The organism is Bacillus cereus group sp. MG16, assembly GCF_040459875.1.
In the GTDB taxonomy this organism is placed as follows: domain Bacteria; phylum Bacillota; class Bacilli; order Bacillales; family Bacillaceae_G; genus Bacillus_A; species Bacillus_A paranthracis.
On sequence record NZ_JARVHE010000001.1, the window covers coordinates 4,630,491 to 4,645,022 of the forward strand.

A 14,532-nucleotide genomic window follows, 5' to 3' on the forward strand; every position below is an offset into this window, starting at 1 on the left:
ACCGTTTACAGAAAATAATATAACGTATTTCTAGAAATACGTCAATCATTTCTCACGAAAAAGCTTTTAAGGTTATACTCAAAAAAGCACCGCCATAAGGCGATGCTTTTTCATTACGAATAGGATACAGTTTGTTCTTTTTCCTCTGTAGCTGGCTCTTCAGCATCTTTTTTACGATCTGACAGTTTAATCTTCTGTAAGAAAATCGTAAAGATAGCGCCTACTACGATAAATACTAATCCTGTTAAGAATACAGTATGAAGTGAGTCTACTAAAGAGTTTTTCAAAATTGGTACAATGCTATTAGCGAATGCTTCTGGCATTTGTTTTAATGCCTCTGGACTAAATAACATTGAATATAAGCCTTGCGGATCTGTATGAATCATATCTTTAAATTTCGTTACCATTTGTCCCGCTTCTTTTGGGAATGTATCTAATACAGGTACTAAATTTTTTGTTAACGTTGTACCTGAAGTGTTATTCATGATTGATCCTAAAATTGTAATACCAAATGTTCCGCCGATTTGACGGAAGAACTGACTTGATGATGTTACGACACCAAGATCTTTTTTCGGGAAGCTTTCTTGTAACGCTAACGTTAATGTCGGCATTACAAGACCCATTCCTAAACCGATAACCATCATATAAGAAGTAGCAGTCAATTTAGTTGTGTGCATATCCATCGTTGTTAATAACCAGAACCCTCCGGCCATTATAAGCATTCCTGTAATAATTTGTGGTTTTACACCAACTTTTAATACAAGTTGCCCACCAATAATACTCATCACAATCATTGTAATCATCATTGGCGTCATAATTGTACCTGATTCAGCAGCACTTACTCCTACAATTCCTTGCATAAAGAATGGTACGAACATAATCGCACCGAACATTCCAATACTCATAAAGAATCCAATCGCATTTAGTAATGTAAATGTACGATTTTTAAAGAAATGCATCGGTAAAATGGGTTCTTCCGCTTTCGTTTCAACGATAACAAAGCTAACGATACCAATTAAAGCTAATGCAAATAACCCGATAATTTGCCAAGAATCCCATGCGTAATCTTTTCCACCAAACGTTAATGCAAGTAATAAACTTACAACACCGAGAATCATCGTAAAGATCCCAGCGATATCAATTTTAATTGGTCCTGTTTGTTTATGTGATTTTAATCCCATTGCAATAAAGATTGTTGCTAAAATACCAACTGGCAAGTTAATGTAGAATACCCATCTCCAGTTCACTGCATCTACAATCCAACCACCCACTTGTGGTCCAATTACAGAAGCAAGACCGTATAACGCACCAAAAATACCTTGCCATTTCGCACGTTCTTTCCCCGTGAACATATCTCCAATAATAATCATAGCCATCGGCATCATAATACCGCCGCCAAGACCTTGAATACCACGGAAAATAATTAATTCTGTCATACCATTTGCCATACCACATAATGCTGAGCCAACCATAAAGATAACTAGCCCTGTTATATATACGTTACGACGGCCAAGTAAATCCGCTAATTTACCTGCGATTGGTACAACTGTCGTTGATGTTAACATATAAGCTGTTGTTAACCACGTCATTAAGCTTAATCCGCCTAGTTCACCAACGATACGTGGCATTGCTGTACCAACGATTGTTCCATCTAAGGCAGCAAATAGCATCGCAATGATTAAACCGATTAACAACAACTTTCTATTTATATTTTCTTGTTGCTCCATGTAATCTCCTCAATTCCTCTTAGTTATTCTCTTTTTTCTCTTGTGTCCCGCAAATAATTGTTTCTAACTTCTCAAAGAGGCGTAACAAATCTTCTCTTTCTTGTAATTCTAAATGTGAGAAATATTTTGCAATGTGCTCATTACGAGCGGTCATTGCCTCTTCTACTCTAGCTTTCCCCTTTTTGGTTAACTCAATGACGACAACACGACGGTCCTCTTTGTCGTGATAACGCTCTACAAGCTCTTGGTCAATTAAGCGATCGATCATCACTGTAATTGCACTAGGCTTTACATACATCTTTTTTGCTAATTTTGTCGCCCTTGAAGCTCCATAATGATCTAAAATCTTTAAAATATAAAACTGCGGTGGTGTAAGTCCTGTTGCTTGCATTTGTTCTAATAACTCTGTCTGCATTTTCTTTCCAATCGAAAAGGCAAGAGCTTGAATTTTATCGATATGCGTCATATCATTTGGCATGTTATCCACCTCTTATTTAAACAATAAAATATTTAATGTATTTAAATATTAATCCGACGAACAAAATCCGTCAATACTTTTTATCCGTAAAAACGTTTACATTTTTGTCACAAAGTTGTATAATTTTCGACGAAGTTAATATTGACAGTCACGGAGAATCGGAGTACACGGCTATGAATCATAAAAAAGGAAACTTTTTTATATTTCATGGCCTTTTTATATTCTCTCTGACTTACGACACTTCGAATTAATTTGGGGAGGATTTTCATTTTATGTTTTTCACACAATTCTTTAAACCTGCGCCCCACGCGGAACGCTTACCAGCTGATCGCGTTGATAGTGAATACCGTAAATTACGTTTACAAGTATTTTTAGGTATCTTCATCGGCTATGCAGGTTACTACTTTGTTCGAAAAAACTTTTCACTAGCAATGCCATACTTAATTGAACAAGGCTTTAGTAAAGGGGAGCTTGGGGTTATCCTTTCAGCAGTTTCTATCGCTTACGGATTAAGTAAATTTCTTATGGGTATCGTATCCGATCGTTGTAATCCTCGCTACTTTTTAGCAGCTGGACTATTTTTATCAGGTATCATTAATATTATTTTCGGCTCATTTTCTTTCATTACAACGAGCATTATACTTATGTTTGTACTTCAGTTTTTAAATGGATGGGTACAAGGGATGGGATGGCCTCCTTGTGGTCGTACAATGGTTCACTGGTTCTCTATTAGTGAACGTGGTACAAAAATGTCTATTTGGAACGTCGCTCATAATGTCGGTGGCGCACTTATGCCTTCCCTTGTAACATTAGGGTTATATTTCTTTGCAAATGACTGGAAAAGTATTTTTTACTTCCCAGGTATTCTTTCAATTTTAGTTGGTATTTATGTATTAATTACGATGAGAGATACACCTCAATCTTGCGGATTACCTTCTATTGAAGAACATACTGGAGAATATCCACCAGATGAAAAAGTACAAGATCGCGAACGCGAACTTTCGGTAAAAGAAATTTTATTTAAATACGTATTAAACAATAAATTTTTATGGTACATCGCTATTGCAAACGTTTTTGTTTATTTCGTACGTTACGGTGTTGTAGACTGGGCTCCTACTTATTTAGTAGAAGAAAAAAGCTTTACTCATAGTAGTTCACGTACAGCCTATGCTCTATATGAATGGGCTGGTATTCCAGGTACACTTCTTTGCGGCTGGATGAGTGATAAACTATTTAAAGGACGCCGCGCACCTGCTGGTATTTTATTTATGGTTGGTGTATTTATCGCCGTTCTTGTGTACTGGCTAAACCCTCCTGGTAATCCAATGGTTGATAGTATCGCACTTGTTGCAATTGGATTTTTAATTTACGGACCTGTTATGTTAATTGGTCTACACGCTCTTGACTTAGCACCAAAGAAAGCGGCTGGAACTGCAGCTGGATTAACTGGCTTCTTCGGTTACTTAGGCGGAGCAGCTTTCGCTAGTGCCGCTATGGGCTTTATCGTCGATGCATTCGGATGGGATGGTGGATTCATCTTATTACTTGTATCTTGTGTACTTGCAATGTTCTTCCTTGCTCTTACTTTAAAGACAGGATCTCCAAAACAAAAGCAAGCTTAAGCACTAATATTATTCTTATCAAAAAAAGAGAGACTGTTCTTTCCAGAACGTCTCTCTTTTTTCTACATATAATACTTTTTTCTTACAAAAGATTTATTTCCCTCTCTTATACATGTTAGCGTTTTCAAAGCGCTTCAACTACTTATATACATGCATCCAATCTCTATATAAAAAGATTTTTGAATATTTTCTCAACTTATGCTTGTCAAACATTGTCAATTTATATTAAAATAACAACAACATACAAAATATTTAGTCTTTTCAGAAAGATGGAGGGATAGCCATGAAGAATCCACTTCTTCGCATTGAAAACTTACAGACTTCCTTTCGCATACAAGATCAATATCATGCCGCAGTTGATGATGTTTCGTTAACTGTCCATGAAAATGAAATTGTCGCGATAGTTGGTGAATCAGGTTGCGGAAAAAGTGCACTTGCCCTTTCCATTATGCGACTGCATAATGAAGCAAATACAAAATTACAAGGGCAGCTTAACTATAGAGATAAGGATTTACTAACGATGTCAGCCGCAGAGATGAATAAAGTACGCGGATCAAACATCGGTATGATTTTCCAAGAACCTCTTACAGCACTCGATCCTCTTATGACAGTTGGAAAACAAATCGAAGAAAATTTAGACTACCACACAAGCCTTTCAAAAGTTGAAAAGAAAGAACGTACCTTAGAACTACTTCATCAAGTTGGTATTCCAAAACCAGAACTTACATATAAACAATACCCACACGAATTATCTGGCGGAATGAGACAAAGAATTGTTATCGCAATTGCAATTGCTTGTAACCCAGCACTTATTATTGCAGATGAGCCAACAACGGCTCTTGACGTAACCATCCAAGCACAAATTTTAGACTTACTAAAATCTATTCAAGAACAAACGAAAATGGGCATTATTTTAATTACTCACGATTTAAGTGTTGTCGCAGAAACAGCCGATCGTATCGTCGTTATGTACGCTGGACAAGTTGTAGAAACAGGAAAAGTTGAAGAAATTTTTAATAACCCTCTTCACCCATATACTCGTTCTCTATTAAACTCTATTCCATCTGCGTATGCTGAAAAGGAAAAATTACATGTTATTCAAGGTGTTGTGCCGACATTAGCTAAGTTACCTCGCACAGGTTGTCGATTCCAAGCACGAATTCCGTGGATTAGACCTGATCAACATGAAGAAAATCCCGTTTTACATGAAGTAAAACCAGACCATTGGGTACGTTGCACTTGCTACAAACATTTTAACTTCCAAGATAAGAAAGGAGATGACGTAACTCATGGCACTGCTTAAAGTAGAAGATTTAAAAGTACACTTTCCAATTAAAGGTGGTGTTTTCGGTCGTACATTAGATTACGTTCGTGCTGTTGATGGCGTAAGCTTCGAACTACAACCTGGCGAAACGTACGGAATCGTTGGGGAATCTGGGAGCGGCAAATCAACAACTGGAAAAGCAATTATGCACTTAACAAAAGCAACAGGCGGTAGCATTCATTTTAATAATAGAGATTTAACAAAATTAAGTCGCTCAGAACTAAGAGAACAACGAAAAGATATTCAGATGATTTTTCAAGATCCTTATTCATCCTTAAACCCGAAGAAACGTGTTATGGATATTATCGCTGAACCACTTCGGAATTTTGAGAAACTCTCACCTGATGAAGAGCGTAGAGCTGTTCAAGATTATCTTGATAAAGTTGGCTTAAATCCAGAGTCTATTTATAAATACCCACATGAATTTTCCGGTGGACAAAGACAGCGGATTGGTATTGCACGCGCACTTACACTAAAACCGAAGCTTATTATCGCAGATGAACCTGTATCTGCACTTGATGTGTCAGTACAAGCGCAAGTTTTAAACTTCTTACAAGATTTACAATCTGAACTCGGACTAACATACTTATTTATTAGTCATGATTTAGGTGTAATTCGCCATATGTGTGACCGTATCGGTGTTATGTATCGCGGACGCATTGTGGAAGAAGCAACTAGTACTGAAATTTATAATAACCCACAGCACATCTATACGAAGCGCCTAATATCAGCTATTCCTGATATTCGTCCGGAAAACCGCGAACAACAGCGTAAATTGCGTCGTGAAGTAAGCGCTGAGTACGAAAAATCATACGAAAATTATTTCAATGAAAATGGACGTGCTTACGATTTAAAACCAATCTCGCCAACTCACCGGGTGGCATTACCATAAGGGAGTGATAAAACATGTGGAAATTTATATTACGCCGGATTTTAGTTATGATACCGCAATTATTCGTATTAAGCGTACTCGTCTTTACACTTGCTAAAGCAATGCCAGGTGATGCATTAAGTGGCGCTGAACTCGCAAACCCAAAAGCCGATCCAAAAGTAATTGAAGAACAACGTGAGAAACTTGGGTTAAATGATCCTATTCCCACACAATATGTAAGGTGGATTTCAAATGCCGTACAAGGGGATTTCGGTATTTCTTACGCACATAAAATACAAGTAACAGATATTATTGGGGAACGCCTTGGTAATACAGTGCTGTTAGCTCTTCTAATTCTTATTCTTACTTATTTAATCGCCATTCCACTTGGCGTTATAAGTGGGCGTTGGAATGATACGTGGGCTGATCGACTCATTACACTCTATAACTTTTTAGGATTTGGTACACCCCTATTTATTTTCGGATTAGTAATGTTATTCTTATTCGGCTTTTTATACCCGATCTTCCCTACAAGTGGTAGCGTTGATCCACAAGTGGCAGCCGGATCATTTGATTACTATTTAAGTAAATTAAATCATATGATTTTACCAGCTTTATCTGGGGCATTAATTGGCACTGTAGGAACTGTACAATATTTACGAAGTGAAATTATTGATACGAAACATAAAGATTTTGTACGCACAGTAAAAGCAAAAGGTGTACCAGAATCTAAAGTATATTCCAGACATATTTTACGAAATTCATTTTTACCAATTGCAGCATTTTTAGGATATGAAATTACAGGTTTAGTTGGTGGCTCTATTATTCTAGAAAATATTTTCGGCTACCCAGGAATTGGACAACTATTTTTCCAATCTATTACTCAACGTGATTTCAGTGTCGTAACTGCTCTTGTATTATTTACTGGATTCGCAACGCTACTCGGGACTCTTCTTTCCGATATTATTCTAAGCATCGTTGATCCACGTATTCGTATTGATTAATGGAGGTGAAGAAACGTTATGTTAGCAAATCCTGAAAAACAAACTGAAGTCATTCATTACGAAAAGAGCCCTTCTGGTTTCTCCATTATGTGGCGCGAATTTCGTAAAGATAAACTAGCAATGTTTTCCCTATTCTTTTTAGCTTTAATATTAATAGCCGTTTATACAACTTCATTTATTATGAAACAAGAAGATATCGTTCGAGTCGATCTGTTCGCCATTTATGATCCTCCTTCTGCTGAACATTGGCTAGGAACTGATTATGGAGGCCGTGATATTTTCGGACAATTAATTATTGGTACACGTAATTCCTTTACAGTTGGTTTAGCCATCACTCTTTTATCAACTCTTATCGGTCTTACAATGGGACTAATTGCTGGCTATTTTGGAGGAGTTGTCGATAACATCATCATGCGTTTTATCGACTTTATGATGATTTTACCATTCTTAATGATTGTTATCGTATTTATCTCACTCGTTCCAACTTTCAATATTACTACATTTATTCTCATAATGACCGCTTTCTTATGGGTCGGAAAAGCAAGACTTATACGCTCTAAAGTATTAACTGAGAAAGAACTTGATTACGTATCTGCATCCAAAACGTTAGGAACACCAAATTGGAAGATTATCTTCCAGCAAATATTACCTAATTTAAGTTCTATTATTATCGTAAATATTACATTAAATCTTGCTGGTAACATCGGGATTGAATCTAGTTTGACTTACTTAGGATTTGGTCTACCAGAAAGTACACCGAGTCTTGGTACACTTGTAAGTTATGCAACAAACCCAGATGTATTGCAAGAAAAATGGTGGATCTGGTTACCCGCATCAATCATGATTTTAGTGTTGATGCTGTGTATAAATTTTATTGGTCAAGCGTTAAAGCGTGCGGCTGATGCGAGACAAAGAAAAGGTTAAGGGGTGGAGAAGTTATGAACAAACCAAAATTGTACAAAGTATTAAGTACACTTGCTGCTTCAACATTATTACTATCTGCATGTGGGGGTGCTGATAGCGGTAGCAAAAAAGCAAATACGAAAAAAGTAGAAACAAATAAATTTAGTGCTGCTGTAAAAAATGATGGTAAAGAAATTAAAGACGGATCATTAACTTATGGACTCGTTTCAAATTCACCTTTCTCTGGTGTTTTAAGTAGGGTATTGTATGAAGTTGCTCCAGATTCAGAAATTATGGATTTCTTTGATGAACAATTATTAGCTACAGATAAAAACTGGGAAATTACAAATGATGGTGCTGCAACGTATACAATTTCTGAAGATAAAAAAACAATTACAATTAAGATTAAAGATAATGTAAAATGGCACGATGGTAACCCTTTAACAGCTGAGGATTTAGAATATTCTTACTTAATTATTGGGAATAGTAAATATACAGGTATCCGTTACGATACACAAATGCAAATGATTGAAGGTATGGAAGAATATCACACTGGAAAAGCTGACAAAATTTCTGGTATTAAAGTAGTCGATCCAAAAACAATTTCCATTACTTATAAAGAAGTAAACCCTTCACTGAAAACTGGTATTTGGACATATCCTACACCTAAAAAATATTTAGGTGATATACCAATTGAAAAACTGGCTGAATCTGATAAGATCCGTCAAAATCCAATTGGATTCGGACCATTTAAAGTGAAGAAAATCGTCCCTGGTGAATCAGTTGAGTATGAGCGCTTCGATGATTATTGGGGTGGCAAACCTAAACTAAAAAATGTAACATTAAAAGTTGTAAACCCATCTATTGTTAGTGCATCTCTGAAAAAAGGTGATATTGATATTGCAGCAATTACTGCTGATCAATATCCGAACGTAAGTAAATTAAAAAACACACAACTAATTGGTAAAACTGACCTTGCATACACTTATATCGGATTTAAGTTCGGACATATGGACAAAGCAAAGAATGAAGCTGTAATGGATAACGATAAGTTCAAAGACGTTCGTTTACGTCAAGCGATGGCGTATGCAATTGATAGAGAAAAATTAGGAGAAAAAGTATATCACGGACTTCGTGTTCCAGCTAATTCTCCAATTCCACCATCTATGCCAAAGTATCATAATAACAATGTTGGCGCATATAACTTAGATGTAAATAAAGCGAAAAAACTATTAGACGAAGCTGGCTATAAAGATAAAAATGGTGATGGATTCCGCGAGGATCCAAAAGGTAATGAATTTAAAATTAACTTCCTAGCTAGTAACGGTAGTGAAACAAGTGAACCACTGGCTAAATTCTATATTCAATCTTGGAAAGATATCGGCTTAAAAGTAGAACTTGTTGACGGACGCTTACATGAATTTAATGCTATGCGTGATATGATTAAAAAAGATGATCCGAAAGTTGATATTTTCTCTGGTGCTTGGAACACTGGCTCTGACCCTGACCTTTCTGGCCTATGGGGCAAAAATGCTGGATTTAACTATCAGCGCTGGGTAAATGATGAAAATACGAAGTTATTAGACGCAGGATTATCAGAAAAAGCTACTGATGAAAAATATCGTAAAGAAGTATACGATAAATGGCAAAAATTAATTCATGACGAAGCACCGATGATTCCAATTCATTACACATTTGATTTAACAGGTGTTAATAAGCGCGTAAAAAATTATGATGTCAACACTGAAGTGAATCAAATAACTTCACATTGGAAAGACGTTACTGTAACAAGTGAAAAGCCAGAAGTAGAAAAATAATCATAAAAATAGCTCCTAGCATCTACATACATGCCAGGAGCTATTTTTTATTTACAACCTTTTTAGTGCTATTAATAACAACCAATTCCTTCCCCACTCTAAAATCAAAAGATTTGATGAATCATCTTTATTACAACAGCTAACGTAACAGATGCAGCAAATCCCCCTAAACAAATAAGACCGACACCTTGGCTATATGATAAATCTTGAAATGCTTTCATCTTTTTCATCCTCCCTCTCTCCCCTTCGATACTTTTATTTTACCAATGGAATAATTGTCATAACATCGATTTTTCTGACAACAAACTTACAAATTTGTAAGTTAATATTTTCTAAAACTTATATACCTATTATGTCCACACTCTCCCCTTCTATACGTCAAAAAAGACCTTGAATTATATCAAGGCCCTGCTTACACTACAGAATATCTCACTCAATTTATTTAATAATCATTACCGGACATTTCACACGCTTTGTTATTTTATGACTGACACTACCAAGCACCATTTCTTGCAATGTATTTAACCCTCTACTCCCAGCAATAACAAGATCTATATCTCCTGTATTTACGTATTGAACAATTGTATCTCCTGGATCGCCATGTAATATCGTAATTTTATAAGAAATGTTCTCTTTCTTTAATAAACCTTCAATCTCTTTTAATTTATCTTTTCGACTAGCTGATACTGTTTCTAAATCCGTTTGGCCTTGTATAATATCTGATTTTGCCGTTCTATTATCTACTACGTACACAACTTCAACATTTGTTTCTTCACTACATTTCGCAATATATGTTGCATGTTCCGCTGCTCGAAGTGCATGTTCAGAACCGTCACATGCTAATATAATTTGTTTATACATATGCTGAATCCCCTTTTCGTTATCCTACTCATATTATATAGTAAAGCCCCCTAAAAAGGAGGCTTCTAACTAGCAATTCTTTTATTATAAGTAGCTAAATTTGTAACAAGTTTTGCGCTACGTTCATTTAATCCCGTTATACTTACTTTCACGCCACTTTGTTCATACTTCATGATAACTTTATCAATTGATGCCACTGCTGAATCATCCCATATGTGTGCGTGAGTAAAATTCAACTCAATGTCTTTTACATCTTCCTCAAATGAAAAATTATTTATAAAATCTGCCGTAGATGCAAAGAAAAGTTGGCCGTGAATTTCGTATATTTTCTTATTTTCAATATATAAATGTTTCACGTGAATCTTTGCCATATTGAATGCAAATAAAACCGCACTAATTACTGTTCCGATAATTACACCTAATGCTAAATTATGTGTAATTAAGACAACCACAACTGTTACGATCATAACAAATGCATTTCCTTTTGGTACTTTATGAATTGTTGTTACAGAGTTCCAATCAAATGTTCCGATTGAAACCATAATCATAACCGCAACTAAAGCTGCCATCGGAATATGAACAACATAGTCCCCTAAAACGAATAGTAATACGATCAAAAATCCACCCGCTACAAACGTCGATAATCGTCCACGTCCACCTGATTTAATATTAATAACAGATTGACCAATCATTGCACATCCTGCCATTCCTCCGAAGAAACCAGTGACAATGTTTGCAATCCCTTGTCCACGTGCTTCCTTATGCTTATTACTTTCCGTATGCGTCATATCATCTAAAACTGAAGCTGTTAATAAAGACTCTAGTAAACCGATAATTGCAAGCATAACTGCGTACGGTAAAATAATCCCTAATGTCTCAAGTGTAAAAGGCACGTCAGGAATACTAAAGAACGGTAATTCTTTCGGCAGGCTTCCCATATCCCCTACTGTTTTCAACTGTAATCCACTCATAATTGCAATACTTGTCACAATAATAATGGAAATAAGTGTAGACGGTACAGCCGTCGTAATACGTGGAAATACATATATAATTACAAGTCCTAATGCGACAAGCGCGTACATTTGCCAAGTTGCATTTTTAAAATGTGGCAATTGTGCTGTAAAAACTAAAATTCCAAGTGAATTTAAAAAACCACTCATAACAGATTTCGGAACAAACTTCATAAATGAGCTCAGTTTGAATACGCCGAAAATAATTTGGACAATACCTGTTACTATTGTTGTAGCAAATAAATATTGCAAACCATGATCTTTAACGAGCGTTACCATTAATAATGCCATCGCACCTGTTGCAGCTGAAATCATTCCAGTTCTTCCACCAACAAATGAAATGGTAACTGCAATACAAAAGGCTGCGTATAAGCCTACGGTCGGATCCACACCTGCAATAACAGAGAAAGCAATTGCTTCAGGGATTAACGCTAAAGCAACAACTATTCCTGATAGCACATCCCCTTTCACGTTGGAGAACCAATCATTTTTTATCGTTTGAAACAAAATACCACTCCTCTACTCTTTTACCCCGCTATTTGCCGGGCAGTAAGACCCTACCTCAAAATTCAGAGACAGCAAAGAAGTTAGGTGGGGATCAACTGCCCATAAAAGCTCGATTGGTGAAGGTTAATAATCATTGGGGGATGCCCCCCAATGATTAAAGTTTCACTTTATCATTTGATTTTCTCCATAAGAAAATCTAGCCGACTGCACGAAAGTTATTATATAACGAGTAGAGGATTTTGTGCTATGTAAAAGTTTCCTAAAGAAAAAGACGCTAACTTAGTAGCATCTTTTCTCGTTTCATTAATGTCCACCGTGACCTTGACCACTTTCTTGCACAATCTCTAATCTCTCATCTAATATTCCTTGTGTTTCAAATGAAATATCACTCGTACTTCCTAATAGGAAGCCGTGGTTATACGGTCCAAGTGTTGGGTCATCTTTAAACTTCGGTTGAATACTTGCAAGGAAGTCATACACTGGTTGTGAAGCTTTTCCTTCCTCTAAAAAGATAACAGGTGCATGTTTACCCATATGTGAAAATGGTGCTCCTGCAACTGCTAAGTCTGGTGTTTTGTTTGAAACAAATGATACACCATGGCCTGGTTTCGTGAACCCCCATCCAAATTTTGTTCTTTCATCTTTAAATTTCGCAAATGCAATAGAATTCTCTATCGGAGTCTCTCCACTAATACGCGTTACTTTTCCATATTTGCTTAACTCTTTTTCCACTTCTTTTGAAACAACTTTTTCTGGTCCTAATACATATATATTCGCTTTATCTTTTCTCATCTTTAATGCCTCTATCGTCGCTTCTGGCACTTTATTCTTGTCTGTATAAAGTAGTGGTTCTGGCATATGAGAAATCCAGTTTACAGCTGGTGTTGTATATAAACGTCCTTCTTCTTCAGATGAACCGATAATAACACTATTCGGATAACTACCTGTTATATCCGCATACTCTTTATCAACATCTTTTGCAAATGTAGCTGGATCCGTTTCTTTTATTTGCTTTACTTTATACTCTTTTAATTGCTCAAGGATAGATGCATCGACATCCCCCATCACCATAATTTGTGTTCCATCTTTCGTTCCGAGCGGATTTAATCGTTTTATTTCTTTTAATGTCATTTCGGGTACCTTTTCTTTTTCTATAAATAGAATCGGTCCGTTATTCGGATGATGAATAAGGTCTGCACTTACAATACCTAATTGCCAGTCTTTTACTGGTACTAAAATAATAGCACCGGGTTGATTCTCTTTATGCGTTGCTGGCCATATCGTCTGCGAAGTTAATACTGCCATTTGAAGAGGATCATTTGTGTTTAATCTCGTTACATTTTTTAAACTTGTCGTTAATAAATCATTTGATGCACCCTGATTCATTTCTTTCGGCGCAGTTACTTCCTGATTCATTTTCATTTCCTTCTGCTCTGTTTTCTTCTCTTCTTTAGATTCATGATTTTTATGATCTGTATTTGTTTGTCCACATGCCGCAAGACCAACTGCTGTAATTATTGTTATCCCAAAAACTCGGGTCATCTTTTTCACTATACCGCCTCCGTATGAATCATTTTCGAGCCAATATCATTACCTAAAATGGAATTTCAACTTTACAATAACAAGCAATTCTGAAGAAATTATGCAGACGTATTACAATCTGCACCATTTCTTCATGATTTTGCATTACAATTTAAGTAAAGATTACATATGGAGGGCTCTCTATGATTGATATACTGCTCGTAGACGATGAACCGAGAATGCTTGAATTATTAACGCTTTATCTTACTCCAATTGGATATAACTGCATATGTGCACGATCAGGAGAAGAAGCGATTTCACATATAGAAAATCAAAACTTTAAATTTATTTTACTCGATATTATGATGCCAACGATGGACGGATGGGAGACGTGCAAAAAAATCCGCTCATTTAGTAACGTTCCTATTATTATGGTTACCGCTCGTGATCAAACAGTAGATGTCGTCCAAGGGTTAAAACTCGGAGCGGATGATTACGTAACGAAACCTTTCCATGAGGAGGAGCTTTTCGAAAGAATTGAAGCTGTTTTAAGGCGCACAAATGAACATAAACAAATCCAATATCACGGGATTGTATGGGATGAAGCGAAGCACTCCGTTTCTGTCCATAATGAAGAACTTCTTCTTACTCCAATCGAATTCTCTTTACTCGGATTATTTTTACGTCATGTGAACTACGTATTAAGCCGTGATCAGCTCATTGAACGAATTTGGGGATTAAATACAAATACAGAAGATAGAACAGTCGATTCACATATTCGTAATTTGCGTGATAAATTACGAAAAGTAAATTTCCCTATTGATGATCATTTAAAAACTGTTTACGGAGTCGGATATCGATGGGTTGATACTCTAGATTAAGGAGCA

Annotated in this window: 13 protein-coding genes; 7 read left to right on the plus strand and 6 right to left on the minus strand. The window is 36.2% G+C overall.

Annotated features, from left to right (window positions below):
- Positions 1 to 113: 113 nt before the first annotated feature.
- Positions 114 to 1,727 (minus strand): MDR family MFS transporter, encoded by a 1,614-nt coding sequence (locus tag QCI73_RS24195; protein ID WP_000437635.1) that lies wholly within the window; start codon positions 1,725 to 1,727, stop codon positions 114 to 116.
- A gap of 19 nt (positions 1,728 to 1,746) precedes the next feature.
- Positions 1,747 to 2,205: a MarR family winged helix-turn-helix transcriptional regulator gene (locus tag QCI73_RS24200; RefSeq protein WP_001132364.1), complete on the minus strand. Its 459-nt coding sequence runs from the start codon at positions 2,203 to 2,205 to the stop codon at positions 1,747 to 1,749.
- A 272-nt stretch (positions 2,206 to 2,477) separates the two neighbouring features.
- On the opposite strand from QCI73_RS24200, the gene glpT reads away from it, so the two are divergent.
- The 6 genes from glpT (at position 2,478) to opp4A (ending at position 9,746) form a co-directional block, all read left to right on the plus strand.
- Complete coding sequence (gene glpT, locus QCI73_RS24205; protein ID WP_000466370.1) at positions 2,478 to 3,827, plus strand: glycerol-3-phosphate transporter; 1,350 nt, start codon at positions 2,478 to 2,480, stop codon at positions 3,825 to 3,827.
- 283 nt (positions 3,828 to 4,110) lie between these two features.
- Entirely contained in the window at positions 4,111 to 5,130 is a 1,020-nt protein-coding gene (locus QCI73_RS24210) for an ABC transporter ATP-binding protein (protein ID WP_000795378.1), read from the plus strand.
- The gene (locus QCI73_RS24215; protein WP_327923620.1) at positions 5,117 to 6,043 is read left to right on the plus strand and encodes an ABC transporter ATP-binding protein; all 927 of its coding nucleotides are present in this window, start codon (positions 5,117 to 5,119) and stop codon (positions 6,041 to 6,043) included. Before QCI73_RS24210 ends, QCI73_RS24215 begins: the two co-directional genes overlap by 14 nt.
- A gap of 14 nt (positions 6,044 to 6,057) precedes the next feature.
- Entirely contained in the window at positions 6,058 to 7,026 is a 969-nt protein-coding gene (opp4B, locus tag QCI73_RS24220) for an oligopeptide ABC transporter permease (protein ID WP_000265445.1), read from the plus strand.
- Between the two features lie 18 nt (positions 7,027 to 7,044).
- Complete coding sequence (locus QCI73_RS24225; RefSeq protein ID WP_000880733.1) at positions 7,045 to 7,950, plus strand: ABC transporter permease; 906 nt, start codon at positions 7,045 to 7,047, stop codon at positions 7,948 to 7,950.
- A 14-nt stretch (positions 7,951 to 7,964) separates the two neighbouring features.
- Positions 7,965 to 9,746 carry an oligopeptide ABC transporter substrate-binding protein gene (opp4A, locus tag QCI73_RS24230; protein WP_327923621.1) on the plus strand — a complete coding sequence of 594 codons (1,782 nt, stop codon included), beginning with the start codon at positions 7,965 to 7,967 and terminating at the stop codon, positions 9,744 to 9,746.
- A gap of 104 nt (positions 9,747 to 9,850) precedes the next feature.
- Here opp4A and QCI73_RS24235 read toward each other — a convergent pair whose 3' ends face one another.
- The 4 genes from QCI73_RS24235 to QCI73_RS24250 form a co-directional block, all read right to left on the minus strand.
- Entirely contained in the window at positions 9,851 to 9,976 is a 126-nt protein-coding gene (locus tag QCI73_RS24235; protein WP_080776439.1) for a DUF4027 family protein, read from the minus strand.
- A gap of 208 nt (positions 9,977 to 10,184) precedes the next feature.
- The gene (locus tag QCI73_RS24240) at positions 10,185 to 10,607 is read right to left on the minus strand and encodes a universal stress protein (RefSeq protein WP_353823914.1); all 423 of its coding nucleotides are present in this window, start codon (positions 10,605 to 10,607) and stop codon (positions 10,185 to 10,187) included.
- Between the two features lie 65 nt (positions 10,608 to 10,672).
- The gene (locus QCI73_RS24245; protein WP_353823915.1) at positions 10,673 to 12,124 is read right to left on the minus strand and encodes a SulP family inorganic anion transporter; all 1,452 of its coding nucleotides are present in this window, start codon (positions 12,122 to 12,124) and stop codon (positions 10,673 to 10,675) included.
- A 303-nt stretch (positions 12,125 to 12,427) separates the two neighbouring features.
- The gene (locus QCI73_RS24250; protein ID WP_353823916.1) at positions 12,428 to 13,675 is read right to left on the minus strand and encodes a cell wall-binding repeat-containing protein; all 1,248 of its coding nucleotides are present in this window, start codon (positions 13,673 to 13,675) and stop codon (positions 12,428 to 12,430) included.
- Between the two features lie 173 nt (positions 13,676 to 13,848).
- Between QCI73_RS24250 and QCI73_RS24255 the strand changes: the two genes are divergently transcribed.
- Positions 13,849 to 14,526 carry a response regulator transcription factor gene (locus QCI73_RS24255; RefSeq protein WP_353823917.1) on the plus strand — a complete coding sequence of 226 codons (678 nt, stop codon included), beginning with the start codon at positions 13,849 to 13,851 and terminating at the stop codon, positions 14,524 to 14,526.
- The last annotated feature ends 6 nt before the right edge of the window (positions 14,527 to 14,532 follow it).

Excerpts from the sequence above, each read along its gene's own strand:
- opp4A (WP_327923621.1), top strand. The coding sequence starts at position 7,965 with ATGAACAAACCAAAATTGTACAAAGTATTAAGTACACTTGCTGCTTCA.
- QCI73_RS24195 (WP_000437635.1), bottom strand. The coding sequence starts at position 1,727 with ATGGAGCAACAAGAAAATATAAATAGAAAGTTGTTGTTAATCGGTTTA.
- glpT (WP_000466370.1), top strand. The coding sequence starts at position 2,478 with ATGTTTTTCACACAATTCTTTAAACCTGCGCCCCACGCGGAACGCTTA.
- opp4B (WP_000265445.1), top strand. The coding sequence starts at position 6,058 with ATGTGGAAATTTATATTACGCCGGATTTTAGTTATGATACCGCAATTA.
- QCI73_RS24215 (WP_327923620.1), top strand. The coding sequence starts at position 5,117 with ATGGCACTGCTTAAAGTAGAAGATTTAAAAGTACACTTTCCAATTAAA.
- QCI73_RS24200 (WP_001132364.1), bottom strand. The coding sequence starts at position 2,205 with ATGCCAAATGATATGACGCATATCGATAAAATTCAAGCTCTTGCCTTT.
- QCI73_RS24225 (WP_000880733.1), top strand. The coding sequence starts at position 7,045 with ATGTTAGCAAATCCTGAAAAACAAACTGAAGTCATTCATTACGAAAAG.
- QCI73_RS24255 (WP_353823917.1), top strand. The coding sequence starts at position 13,849 with ATGATTGATATACTGCTCGTAGACGATGAACCGAGAATGCTTGAATTA.
- QCI73_RS24240 (WP_353823914.1), bottom strand. The coding sequence starts at position 10,607 with ATGTATAAACAAATTATATTAGCATGTGACGGTTCTGAACATGCACTT.
- QCI73_RS24210 (WP_000795378.1), top strand. The coding sequence starts at position 4,111 with ATGAAGAATCCACTTCTTCGCATTGAAAACTTACAGACTTCCTTTCGC.
- QCI73_RS24235 (WP_080776439.1), bottom strand. The coding sequence starts at position 9,976 with ATGAAAAAGATGAAAGCATTTCAAGATTTATCATATAGCCAAGGTGTC.